This is a genomic window from Cyclobacterium sp. 1_MG-2023, assembly GCF_030546805.1.
Classification (GTDB): Bacteria; Bacteroidota; Bacteroidia; order Cytophagales; family Cyclobacteriaceae; genus Cyclobacterium.
The window spans coordinates 1-12,626 of record NZ_JAUOPC010000032.1 but is presented as its reverse complement, the minus strand read 5'-3'; the positions used below and the strand labels follow the sequence as shown (position 1 = coordinate 12,626).

The 12,626-nt window shown below is 39.3% G+C and carries 8 protein-coding genes; 7 read left to right on the top strand and 1 reads right to left on the bottom strand.

The annotated features are described in order from the left end of the window. Positions 1–87: 87 nt before the first annotated feature. Positions 88–291, bottom strand: a complete 204-nt coding sequence (locus Q4534_RS23765; protein ID WP_303615654.1) for a hypothetical protein — start codon at positions 289–291, stop codon at positions 88–90. 239 nt (positions 292–530) lie between these two features. Here Q4534_RS23765 and Q4534_RS23760 point away from each other — a divergent pair, with 239 nt between their 5' ends. The 7 genes from Q4534_RS23760 (at position 531) to Q4534_RS23730 (ending at position 12,140) form a co-directional block, all read left to right on the top strand. Continuing rightward, positions 531–1,778, top strand: a complete 1,248-nt coding sequence (locus tag Q4534_RS23760) for a dihydroorotase (protein WP_303615653.1) — start codon at positions 531–533, stop codon at positions 1,776–1,778. Next, a complete protein-coding gene (locus Q4534_RS23755) occupies positions 1,771–2,286 on the top strand; it encodes a DUF4199 domain-containing protein (protein ID WP_303615652.1) in 516 nt (171 codons plus the stop codon). The genes Q4534_RS23760 and Q4534_RS23755 overlap by 8 nt, the downstream gene beginning before the upstream one ends. Positions 2,287–2,297: 11 nt before the next feature. Next, positions 2,298–2,849: a DUF4199 domain-containing protein gene (locus Q4534_RS23750; RefSeq protein ID WP_303615651.1), complete on the top strand. Its 552-nt coding sequence runs from the start codon at positions 2,298–2,300 to the stop codon at positions 2,847–2,849. 7 nt (positions 2,850–2,856) lie between these two features. Beyond that, positions 2,857–3,819, top strand: coding sequence for a glycosyltransferase family 2 protein (locus Q4534_RS23745; protein ID WP_303615650.1), 963 nt, complete (start codon positions 2,857–2,859; stop codon positions 3,817–3,819). Then, a complete protein-coding gene (locus tag Q4534_RS23740; protein WP_303615649.1) occupies positions 3,819–4,769 on the top strand; it encodes a glycosyltransferase family 2 protein in 951 nt (316 codons plus the stop codon). The genes Q4534_RS23745 and Q4534_RS23740 overlap by 1 nt, the downstream gene beginning before the upstream one ends. 4,193 nt (positions 4,770–8,962) lie before the next feature. Beyond that, entirely contained in the window at positions 8,963–9,700 is a 738-nt protein-coding gene (locus tag Q4534_RS23735) for a polysaccharide biosynthesis/export family protein (RefSeq protein WP_303615655.1), read from the top strand. A 7-nt stretch (positions 9,701–9,707) separates the two neighbouring features. Then, positions 9,708–12,140, top strand: coding sequence for a polysaccharide biosynthesis tyrosine autokinase (locus Q4534_RS23730; protein WP_303615648.1), 2,433 nt, complete (start codon positions 9,708–9,710; stop codon positions 12,138–12,140). The last annotated feature ends 486 nt before the right edge of the window (positions 12,141–12,626 follow it).

Sequence of the window (12,626 nt, the reverse complement as noted above, 5' to 3'; positions counted from 1 at the left end):
GTATCAAGAAGCCTGAAGGGCTGACAGGATTATAGCCCCTTCGACTAAAGGGGGAGTTGCGGAAAGGTGTTTTAGAACGAATTTTCTTTACCGGTGGCTGAGCGGAGTCGAAGCCTTAGGTTTCCATATCCAACCATCTACGGCTACAGGTCCGGTTACTCCATTGACATCACCGAAATCAGCAGCCCCTACATTAACCCTGGAAAAGACTTTAACAATAAAGTGTCTCAAGAAACCTGAAGGGTTGACAGGATTATAGCCATGGGTGAAGCCCGTGGTAAGGTAAATCAACGCCCTCTTGATTTTGGCGGTATTGTTGCCTTTTTTGCAACAATGCTGACAAAATCACACCTTCTGACCAAATAGAATTAAAGATCATTTAAATGAATTTGTGCCCTCCAGGAAAATAACCGCCTCAGGATATTCTGGGATTGAGAGAGAAGTAAAATAAGAATTGCTTGATGCTTTCCTCCGCATTTATTTCCATTTTAGGGAATAAAATTGCAGTTTTGCAAAAATAAAAACAGCTCATGACCGTACGCTTCCAGTCACTAAAAATCATCACAGAAAAAGAAATACTACCTGCCGCTGATTATATATTTGATGGAAAAACCATAAATCCAGTTAGCACCGATTCAATAGCCGAAGACGAAATATGCTTAGATTGCAAGGGATTATTGGGTTCCAAAGGCTGGACAGACTTAAGGTGTTTATCCGGTGAACCCGGTCAAGAATACCGTGAAACCTTAGAGAGCCTTTCAAAAGCACTTTGTCAAGGAGGAATGACCGAAGCTGTGCTTCTGCCAAATAGTAACCCTCCCATTCAATCCAAAAGTGAGGTGGCTTATTTAAAAAACCATACCCAATTTTTGTTCCCTACTTTTCATATTCAAGCGGCTGTTACAAAAAACTTTGAAGGGAAAGAACTTACGGAAATGCTGGACCTAAACCAATATGGGGTAAAGCTTTTTGGAGAAGGTTTGGTGTCACTTGCGCATTCAGATCGGATGATGAAGGCTTTGCAGTACCTGCAAAAATTTAACGGGGTCTTATTTGACCAATCGCAGGACCCAATGCTTGCGCTATTTGGTCAGATGCATGAAGGGATCCCTTCCACCATGCTGGGCCTAAAAGGAATTCCTGATTTAGCAGAAGAAGTAGCCGTTCAAAAAAACTTGGAAATATTGAGGTATACCGGTGGAAGGTTGCACTTTCAGGCCATCAGCACACTTGGAGCTTTGGCACATATACGCCAAGCCAAAAAAGAAGGCATGTCAGTGACTGCAGACATGTCGATTTACCAGTTGCTTTTCTCAGAAGAAGATTTGTTGGGTTTTGACACAAATCTAAAGGTAATGCCTCCTTTTCGAGGGAAAAAACAGCAGGAAGGTTTAATCGAAGCGCTGAAAGATGGTACAATTGATGCCTTAGTTTCTAATCATATCCCGCATGAATTGGATGCCAAAAATATGGAATTTGACCTAGCCCCATTTGGGATGGCCGGCTTGCCTACTTTTGTTCCGGCCCTAGTTAAGTTGGCTGAAAAATTAGGCTTCCCTTTGCTGATTGAAAAGTTAACCAAAGGACCTCAAACCATTTTAGGCAATAAAAGTGATGCTTGGGACAGCCTTACGGTGTTTGATCCAAATGAGGAATGGGTTTTTGATGCAAAAAGCAATGCCTCATTGGCTAGCAATAATCCTTATTATAATCAATCCTTAAAAGGGAAAGTAAAATACCTTATTAACAGAGGTAAGATGGAGGGTATAAATGAATAGGTATTTAAAAGCTGCATTGCCATTTGGACTTTATGGGGGAGGACTTTGTTTCTTGGGCTTCCTGACAATTTATTTTTTGGACATAGAGCCATTGAGCATGAACCTTATATTTGGGTATTTGATCATTCCCATCTTTGTGTTTTTTGGAATTAAAAGCTTCCGAGATAATTTTAATGGAGGCAACTTGTACTTTGGTCAAGGAATGACGGTAGGTTTTTTTACTTATACCATCATTGCGGGCCTGTCTGCATTGTATATATTAGGAACGATACAGTTGGACATGGACTTGTTCACTACCTTCAAACAAATCAACTTGGCATTGATGAGCGATAATAAAGCCGTCTTGGAGGAGCAATTGAATGTTACAGCCTATGAAGAAACCTATGAAAACATTTCAGCAATGACTGTGTTTGATGTGGCGATAAATGATTTTTTAAGAAAAATTTTCCCAGGACTCTTCTTTACCATCATATTTTCCATAATTTTAAAGAGGAACGTTGAATTTTAAAATTCTCAATTATGGAACAGCATGAAAAAATATCCCCTACAAAAGCAGCACTTAATTCCGGATTAATTGTTGGTCTGGTGATGGTGTCGCTGACCTTTATTATTTATTTTATCAACTACAGCTATTTGGTTTCAGCTTGGTATGGTTTTGCTGTCTTTGCGCTGTTTTTTGGAATGGTAATTTACTTTGGAATACAATATCGAAAAGAAATCGGAGGTTTCATGACCTTTGGCACCGCTTTCCAATTTGCCTTGGTGACCTTAATTGTCTCCGGACTGATAACCACTTTAGGCAATATTCTATTGTATCAAGTGATTCACCCGGAGCTTGCAGAAATTCTGGTAAAAGAACAACTTGAAAACATGATGGACCTATTGGATAATTTTGGGGCAGCAGACAGTCTTTCAAGTGAGCAAATCAAGGACATGCGTGCCGATATGGAAAATCAATTTACCATTAGTGGACAAATTTCAGGTTTTGGAACTTCTTTGTTCATTTATGCCATCCTTTCCCTTATACTCGGTGCCATTATTAAAAAAAGAGACAAATCAACAGATTTTTAATTGAGTTATGCCCCAAATTTCAATCATCATTCCTGTTTTCGACGAAGAAGAATCATTGCCTGAACTCCAGGCATGGATAGACAGGGTGATGGTATCCAATGAACTGGACTATGAGGCCATTTATATTGACGATGGTTCCAGAGACAGCTCATGGGAGGTAATACAAAAGCTTTCAGAAAAAAATAGCAATGTTAAGGCTGTAAAGTTTCTCCGAAACTATGGGAAATCTGCGGCTTTAAATATTGGCTTTTCAAAAGCCCAGGGGGATGTAGTGGTAACCATGGATGCAGACTTGCAAGACAGCCCTGAGGAAGTGCCTGCCCTTTACCGCATGATTACCGAGCAAGGTTTTGACTTGGTAAGTGGATGGAAAAGAAAGCGACATGACCCGCTGTCCAAAACAGTTCCTTCCAGATTATTCAATGACGTGACCCGGCTGATTTCAGGCATCAAACTTCATGATTTTAATTGCGGCTTAAAGGCCTACGCAAATAAAGTCGTAAAAAACATAGAGATATACGGGGAAATGCATCGGTACATCCCATTGATTGCCAAATGGAATGGTTTTGGGAAAATTACTGAAAAGGAAGTGACCCACAGTCCTAGAAAATATGGCAGCACCAAGTTTGGATTGGAACGCTTTATCAATGGCTTCTTGGACCTTATTTCTGTGTCTTTTGTCAACAGGTATAAAAAGAGGCCCATGCATTTTTTTGGTACCATGGGCTCGATCTCTTTTATAAGCGGATTTGTCATCACCCTTTGGTTGATTTATGAAAAAATATCCGGCCTAAGAAAGGGAATCAATGTTAGGGAAATAACCGATCAACCCTTGTTTTTTCTTGCACTAGTGGCCTTAATTGTAGGGGTTCAACTGTTTCTAACCGGCTTTATGGCAGAAATGATGACTTCTAATAATGCACATAAAAGTGACTATACCATTGCCGAGGAAATTAATTCCGAGGAATAATGCGGTTTTCTGTAATCATTCCGGTTTACAATCGCCCCGAGGAATTGCAAAACCTACTCCAAAGTTTAGGTAAACAGTCCTTTACTGATTTTGAAGTAATCGTGGTGGAAGATGGTTCAGATTTGTCCTCTGAACACATTGTCAATAATTTTCAAACGCTACTTTCAATCATTTATTCCTACCAAGAGAATAGGGGGCAAGGTATTGCACGCAATAAGGGCATGGAATTGGCAAAGGGAGATTATTTCGTTTTTTTTGATTCGGACTGTGTGATTCCCCCCGATTACTTTAGCATTCTCAATACTGCAGTTGGTTCCCGTCATTTGGATGCGCATGGTGGACCGGATGATGCGGGGGATGACTTTTCTGATTGGCAAAAAGCCATGAATTTCAGCATGACTTCTTTTTGGACCACCGGAGGTATTCGGGGCAAAATGAAGAACCCGGCAAAATATCAGGCCCGTGGTTACAATATGGGATTCTCCAGGGCAGTTTATGAGAAACTTGGTGGCTTTGTTCATCCCAATATGGCTGAAGACATAGAGCTCAGCATTCGCATAAAAAAAGCCGGATTCAAGCTCGAATTGGTGGAAGAGGCCTTTGTTTACCACCACCGAAAGAATGATTTTCTCTCTTTTGTTCGTCAAAGTCACCAATTTGGAAGAAACCGTGTATTCATTACCCGCTTTCACAAAGACGCACTCAAACCGGTTCATTTGATGCCCTTATTGTTTTTATTGGGCCTAGTGTTCCTGCCTATCGCCTTCCTATATATGAAGCCATTGGGATTGCTGATGGCAGCCGCTTATATCTTCTGGACCATGGCGGTATTATTAAGTGCCAAAGGAGGAATCAAGTCCAGGTTTTTGGCTGTATTGACCTCTTATGGCCAATTGATCGGTTATGGTACGGGAGTGCTTAAGGAAGTCTTCAATACCTTTCTGAAATAGTTTTTTTTTGGATGAGTTATCCAAGGATGGTTCTTTCCTGCTTCCGGCCACTGAGCCTGTCAAAGTGTGCCATGATGAGCTTCTTTCGTCACTGCGAACCCTTAGGTGAGGGCAGTGGAGAGGCAAGGGTGAGGTAGTCTCCCCACTGTTGAGATTCCTTCGACTTTCTGCATCCGAGCCTCTATAAAGTCTCGGAATAACGAATATATTAACTTCCGCCTTGTAAATTTACGGCGTTAAGAAATTTAAGAAGCGAAGGCAAGGGCACAGGCACTGTCTGACGAAGTTTTTGGTTCAGTAATCATTATAAAAATAACGCCAATATTAACACCAAAAACTAAGGAGTTTGCCTGTGTGCGGGAGGCCTTAAATTTTAGCCGAAAAGATACTCAGCGGTGGGGTTTTTTGCTTACTTTTTTGACCTGCAGCAAAAAAGTAACAATCGAAATGGTGAAAGACTCGATATAGATATACTATCCTATAATTAAAACCTCAATTCGAGTTATAATGATGCCAATAATATCGTTACAACAATTCATTGCGAACCCTTTATTGGGGAAGTGTTGTGTAGGGAAAGGGTGTGGCAATCTCATCACATTGGAGATTCCTTCGCCTTTCTACGAGCAGAGAGACCTCGCAAAGTCTCGGAATAACGAATATATTAACTTCCGCATTGTAGATTTTCGGCGTTAAGAAATTTAAGAAGCGAAGGCAAGGGCACAGGCACTGTCTGACGAAGTTTTTGGTTCAGTAATCATTATAAAAATAACGCCAATATTAAAACCAAAAATTAAGGAGTTTGCCTGTGTGCGTGAGGCCTTAAATTTTAGCCGAAAAGATACTCAGCGGTGGGGTTTTTCTCCTGACTAGCTCCGCTTCAGGACAGGCCTGAGTTGCTCCGCTTCAGGACAGGTTGCTTACTTCTTTGAGCACTGACTAGGGTCAGGGCAGGCCCTGAGTTACTGCATTTCAGGGCAGGCCACTGAGTTGCTACGCTTCAGGGCAGGCATGCAGTAAAAAAGTAAAAAATGGTCATAACCAATGACTTGGTATAGTAGAAACAAATATGCTTTATTACCCAGAAATGATTTTTATAATTATACAATTAATTGGCTATTAAACGTTCATTTCTTTTCCATTGATGAAAAGAAACGAACCAAAGAAAAATCTAGCCAAAACTAAACTTCCCCCCGCAAGGCCCAACGCCGCCTCGTAGTTTTGGCCCGGCCACCCCACCCTCAATTCAGTGATTGCGTTAAAAATAGCCCATCATTAATCAAATGATAAATTAAAATCCGCCTTGTAGATTTTCGGCGTTAAGAAATTTAAGCAGGGATTGGCAAGGGCACAGGCACTGTTTGACGAAGTTTTTAATTTAGTTAACATTAAAAAAGCAACGCTAATATTAACACCAAAAACTAAGGAGTTTGCCTGTGTGCGGGAGGCCTTAAATTTTAGCCGAAAAGATACACAGCGTTGGGCTTTTTCTCCTGACTAGCTCCGCTTCAGGACAGGTTGCTTACTTCTTTGACCACTGACTAGGGTCAGGGCAGGCCCTGAGTTCCTGCATTTCAGGGCAGGCCACTGAGTTGCTACGCTTCAGGGCAGGCATGCAGTAAAAAAGTAAAAAATGGTCATAACCAATGACTTGGTATAGTAGAAACAAATATGCTTTATTACCCAGAAATGATTTTTATAATTATACAATTAATTGGCTATTAAACGTTCATTTCTTTTCCATTGATGAAAAGAAACGAACCAAAGAAAAATCTAGCCAAAACTAAACTTCCCCCCGCAAGGCCCAACGCCGCCTCGTAGTTTTGGCCCGGCCACCCCGCCCTCAATTCAGTGATTGCGTTAAAAATAGCCCATTATTAATCAAATGATAAATTAAAATCCGCCTTGTAAATTTACGGCGTTAAGAAATTTAAGAAGCGAAGGCAAGGGCACAGGCACTGTCTGACGAAGTTTTTGGTTCAGTAATCATTATAAAAATAACGCCAATATTAAAACCAAAAACTAAGGAGTTTGCCTGTGTGCGGGAGGTCTTAAATTTTAGCCGAAAAGATACACAGCGGCGGGCTTTTTCTCCTGACTAGCTCCGCTTCAGGACAGGTTGCTTACTTCTTTGACCACTGACTAGGGTCAGGGCCTGCCCTGAGTTACTGCATTTCAGGGCAGGCCCTGAGTTGCTACGCTTCAGGGCAGGCATGCAGTAAAAAAGTAAAAAATGGTCATAACCAATGACTTGGTATAGTAGAAACAAATATGCTTTATTACATAGAAATGATTTTTATAATTATACAATTAATTGGCTATTAAACGTTCATTTCTTTTCCATTGATGAAAAGAAACGAACCAAAGAAAAATCTAGCCAAAACTAAACTTCCCCCCGCAAGGCCCAACGCCGCCTCGTAGTTTTGGCCCGGCCACCCCGCCCTCAATTCAGTGATTGCGTTAAAAATAGCCCATCATTAATCAAATGATAAATTAAAATCCGCCTTGTAGATTTACGGCGTTAAGAAATTTAAGAAGCGAAGGCAAGGGCACAGGCACTGTCTGACGAAGTTTTTGGTTCAGTAATCATTATAAAAATAACGCCAATATTAAAACCAAAAACTAAGGAGTTTGCCTGTGTGCGGGAGGTCTTAAATTTTAGCCGAAAAGATACACAGCGGCGGGCTTTTTTGGTTACTTTTTGGGCCTGTAGCAAAAAAGTGACAATCGAACTAGTGGAAGACTCGGTGTAGCTATACTACCCGTCTCCTTCCAACGCAGAATGCCCCCGCAAAGTCTCAGAATGACGTAAAATAATCGTCATCGGTCCCTATCTTTCGGCCACTGATCCTGTAGAAGAGTGCCAGGATGTGCTTGTTTCGTCATTGTGAACCCTTTATTGGTGAGGTGGAGTGTAGGGAGAGGGTGTGGCAATCTCATCACATTGGAGATTCCTTCGCCTTCCAACGCAGAATGCCCTCGCAAAGTCTCGGAATGACGAATATATTAACTTCCGCCTTGTAAATTTACGGCGTTAAGAAATATAAGAAGCGAAGGCAAGGGCACAGGCACTGTCTGACGAAGTTTTTGGTTCAGTAATCATTATAAAAATAACGCCAATATTAAAACCAAAAACAAGGAGTTTGCCTGTGTGCGGGAGGTCTTAAATTTTAGCCGAAAAGATACTCAGCGGTGGGGTTTTTTGCTTACTTTTTTGACCTATAGCAAAAAAGTAAAAATGCTCTTTTTAATTGAATGCTGTCAACTTGATTGCTGCATTTTAAATGTTAATTCTAAGAATGATGTACCGTCATTGCGAACTCTTTTCTGGGGAGGTATTGTGTAGAGAAAGGATGTGTCAATCTCATCACATTGGAGATTCCTTCGCCTTTCTACGAGCAGAGAGACCTCGCAAAGTCTCGGAATGACGAATATATTAACTTCCGCCTTGTAGATTTTCACGGTTTAAAAAATCATTTTAGGATAAGATGTTTATTCTTATATTAATGATTTTTCCAGGCTCAATCATTGATAATCACTTAATATTTTGGCTAAAGCCACGGAAAAAATGAATTTTAGAGATCCCCCAGCTAAAGCTGCGGGCTATTGAGAATGTGAATTCGATAAAATTGAAATGATTCAATTAATACCTATTTATCTTCCCTTTCTTTATAAAAGCAACAACTCAATAGGAATGGGCTTTAGCCCATTTTTAGGGCAAATACGCATTTTCCGGCTTTGGCTAAAATTCCGAAAACAAGAGGGTTTCTACCGATGAATATTAAAGCAAAATACAGTTCATTTTCTTAACCTTACCTAGCTTTAGGGGCAAATCCCTTGACTGTAAGTGTTTAGCCTAAAATTCATATATGAAAAGGCATGATTTAAATGATAAATCTTATTTTAAGTCCAAGAATTCAAGAAAATCAGGTTTAGGGTCAGCAAATCAAATTTTGTTGATTAAAGTATTTTACATATAATTTAATGTATTTTAATATATAAATAGTGTAGGTTGACTTTTAAGGTGAAAAAAAGGTAATAAACAGTTTTTTTACTGACTTACTTTTAAATATCTTTGTCAAGAATTAAAAAGTTCATTTTATAGAATAAAAATGAAGCCACTCAACAGAATATTTTTTACCTTTTTTATTTTAGTTGCTGCCAGCTCTTGTGTTTCCAATAAGAAAATCATCTACATGCAGGATTTGTCTGAAGAAGACATCCCCTTGTTTACAGAATCTGAACTTGTTGCCAATAGTGCGGAAGACTATTTCCTCCAATACAATGATGTGGTAGACATCAATGTCAGCACTACCTCTCCGGAACTCAATGAAATTTTTGGGATAGCTTCAGGGAATCAGTCAACAAATATGAACATGACTCAAGGATCACAAAATGGAGGAGACATTTTTTTTATCAATGGGTATACGGTGGATGAAAACGGCATGGTGGAATTGCCTCTGCTTGGTCAAATTAAATTATTGGGCTTAACCACCAAGCAAGCCCAGATTCTAATAGAAACTGAACTTAAAGAATATGTAAATAAGGAGGATTTCTTTGTAAGGGTACGTTTGGGAGGCATACGTTTCTCTGCCTTGGGTGAGTTCAATAATAATGGGAATTTTACCATTCTTCAAAACCGCATCAGTATTTTTCAGGCCATCGCCCATGCAGGTGATTTGACCACTACTGCCAAAAGGGATCAATTGGTCTTGATGAGACAATACCCTGAAGGCACCAAAACTTTCCGGATTAATTTAAATGATGAGCGATTGATTGCCTCAGAATTTTATTTTATCCGTCCCAATGACATGCTTTATGCAGAACCAATGAAAATTCGGGAATTGGGAACCGGCGTAAATTTTGTTCAAACTTTTCAACTGGCAGTAACCACCCTATCGGCGGTATTACTAGTATTGAATGCCATCAATTAATTGCTAAATGAGTCAACTTGAAAATAACAAAGTACCTGTTTTCGTAGAAGAAGAAGAAGTAATTGATATCAAAGACATAGTATTGAGGGTTTGGCGCATTTGGCCCTATATAGCTTTGTCGGTTATCATAGCTTTAGGTATTGCTTATACCATTATCAGGTATTCTGTACCGGAATATCAGGTCTCCAGTAAATTTTTTGTAAAAGAAAAAGAGAATCCATTTAGTCTATTTGAATCTGCCGGTTTAAATATGGGGGGATCGGGTGAAATGGAATTGGAAAATCAAATCATTATTCTTAAATCCAGGCCCATAGCTAATGCCACCTTAGAAAGATTAAATTTTGATACAGAGTATTATAAGCAAGGTCGTTTTTTGAAAACAGAAGTGTATCAAAATACAGCCATTGCAGTGGAAGTGGATTGGACACATCCGCAGTTGACTAATGGTGATTTATTGATAAAATGGTCTGATAATAAGGGTTTTACAGTTTCGTATGTTGAAGAATCTTATTTACAAATTTTTCCTGACTCAGACAATAGAAATAAACTGGAGAATCCCAAATCACCTAACCAGACTTTTCAATTCAATCAATGGGTAGAACTGCCCATGAATCGATTCAAAGTAAGCCTCACCTCTACTGAGACCGATGGAGAAATGATTATTCGATTCAGAGACCGACATGGATTAATCAATCATTATACAGGTGAAAACCTGCAAATAGCTTCCATGGACAAAAAGTCCACCATTCTAAAATTGACCATCAATACCCAAACCTCTGAAAAAGGAAGGGATTATTTAAATACTTTGCAAGAGGTTTACTTGGAAAATGAATTGCAGGAAAAAAATGCCATGGCCACCAATACCATTGATTTTATTGATGCCCAATTGGTAGTCTTGTCAGATTCTTTAATGTTTATTGAGAACCGACTGGAAAACTTTCGCTCCAATAATTCCATATATGATTTAAGTTCGGAAGGTACAGCCATATTTGAACAATTGAAGGAACTAGAAAATGAATTGGCCAAAGAAAAATTCAAAAGGGAATATTACCAACAATTGACCAATTATTTGAAAAGGGAAGATTACAATCAAATAGTGGTGCCTTCTGGTTTGGGGATAGAGGACCCCATTTTAAATACCCTGATTACCAATCTATTGGAATTACAGGCCGAAAAATCCATGCATGCTTCCAAATTAACTAATATTTCCCCTCCGATTAGGGAAGTTAATATGAAAATAAAAGATTTGAACTTGTCTATCTTGGAACTTTTGCAAAATGTAGACAGCAATGCTCAATTATTAATTGATGACCTACAGGAGCGGATCGATAAAATCACCGGTACCTTTAGCAGTTTGCCCCAAACGGAACAAAATTTATTGCGGATTCAAAGGGAATTTTCCTTAAATGAGGAATTGTACACCTTTTTATTGGAAAAGCGGGCAGAGGCAGCCATTACCAGAGCTTCTAATACGCCAAGCAATAAAATTATTGAAAGGGCTTTGATTAACCCTATACCTATCAGTCCAAAATCAGCCCTTACCTATCTGGCTGCACTTATTCTTGGTTTATCCGTACCAATTGGAATTAGTTTGGCTAAAGCTTTTTTTAGTACCAAAATTAAGGATGGCAAGGAGTTGGAAAGAAAAGCCAAACTCAATGTGATTTCTACCATTAGCCAAAGCGAGGAAGCGGATAATTTGGTTGTGCTAAAGAAGCATCGATCCGGAGTTACAGAGGCTTTTCGATCACTAAGGGCCAATTTGAATTTTATTCTTCCCAAGAACAAAAGCTCTGTTATCCTAATTACCTCAAGTATCTCAGGGGAAGGCAAAACTTTTTCCAGTATCAATTTGGCCTCTGTTTATGCACTAAGCAATAAAAGAACTCTATTGATAGGTTGTGACATGCGAAAACCCAAGATATTTGATGATTTTGGTATCAGCAATAGGGAGGGATTGTCTACTTACCTGAGTGACAATCAGGAGAATGTGGAAAATGTGATCCAAAAAACGGCTTATGAAAATCTGGATATCATTGTTTCCGGTCCTATACCACCCAACCCTGCAGAACTCTTAATTACCCAAAAATTTGAAAGTCTGATAACACAGATGAAAGACCGTTATGATATGGTGGTATTGGACACCCCTCCTGTAGGTCTTGTTTCTGAAACTTTAGACCTGATCAGGTTGGCAGATATTTCCCTCTTTGTGGTTCGTTACAATTACAGTGACAAGCAGTTTATTGACCACATCAACAGCCTAAAACAACAGGAAATATTAAAAGATGCCTATCTTATTTTTAATGGCTTGGATAAGGAGGCACAAAAATATGGCTATGGCACCGGTTATGGCTATGGCTATGGTTACGGCTACGGTTACGGCTATTATGATGAAGATAACAAGGAAGGTAATTTCTTCAAAAGATTGTTCAATAGATAATTGTTATATTTTCCGGTCTTTCGAATATTATTATATTAACAGCGCTTGATATGATCATGGGCGAATAATGCCCGCTGTTCAATCAGTGTCGAAACCCAGTTTTTTTATCGCATGCCTGCTCATTTCAATGACCATTGGGACTGAGGAGGCGAAGCTGTGTTAAGTTGGATATGCTAACTCGGCCAGGAAAAGTTGATAAATATTGTTTGAAAACTGCTTAGGATTTATAGATTTAAAAATAAATCCCCCTTGGTCCCCCTTTTAAGGGGGAGTTGGCTGAAAAAGATTTTTATCGTAGGACTTAAGAAATTGAACTTGGTAAAAGCACTACCCAATCAAATTCGAAACCGTTTAGACTAGAATTGACGGACTCCCCCTTAAAAAGGGGGCAAGGGGGATTTCAACGAGAACATCTCATAAACGATCCTAAAAATGATTTACAGTTTATTCTCGATGTACTTCATTAAATAAAAATAGTTTACGAAA